The sequence below is a fragment of the Brucella sp. NBRC 12950 genome (assembly GCF_030268145.1).
Taxonomy (GTDB): domain Bacteria; phylum Pseudomonadota; class Alphaproteobacteria; order Rhizobiales; family Rhizobiaceae; genus Brucella.
Genome location: NZ_BSQC01000090.1, coordinates 1 through 255 on the forward strand (window position 1 = coordinate 1; position 255 = coordinate 255).

Consider the following 255-nt stretch of genomic DNA (forward strand, 5'->3'; position numbering starts at 1 on the left):
AGCTTTTTCTTCCCGTGCAAAACGGCCTGATATCGCGTTCGAGTATATTGTTGTCGATCGGAACCCGGCCATCACTGGTGTAGCGGACCAGATAATCCCATTGGTTCAGCGTATAGGAGATGGCCCTGCCGAGCTTGCTTTTGGGTGCAATCTTCCCGGATATTTTTTCGAGCCATTGCCTGAAGGCAATCAACACCGGCACACTATGCTGCTGGCGCAACCGGAATGTATAGGCGTGGCGTGTTTCCCCGTCAC

1 protein-coding gene is annotated in these 255 nt (G+C 52.9%); it reads right to left on the reverse strand.

Annotation, left to right across the window (positions count from 1 at the left end; genetic code table 11):
• Positions 1–255, reverse strand: a 255-nt coding sequence (locus QSJ70_RS27590; RefSeq protein WP_285541401.1) for an IS66 family transposase, incomplete at both ends; no start/stop codon positions are given.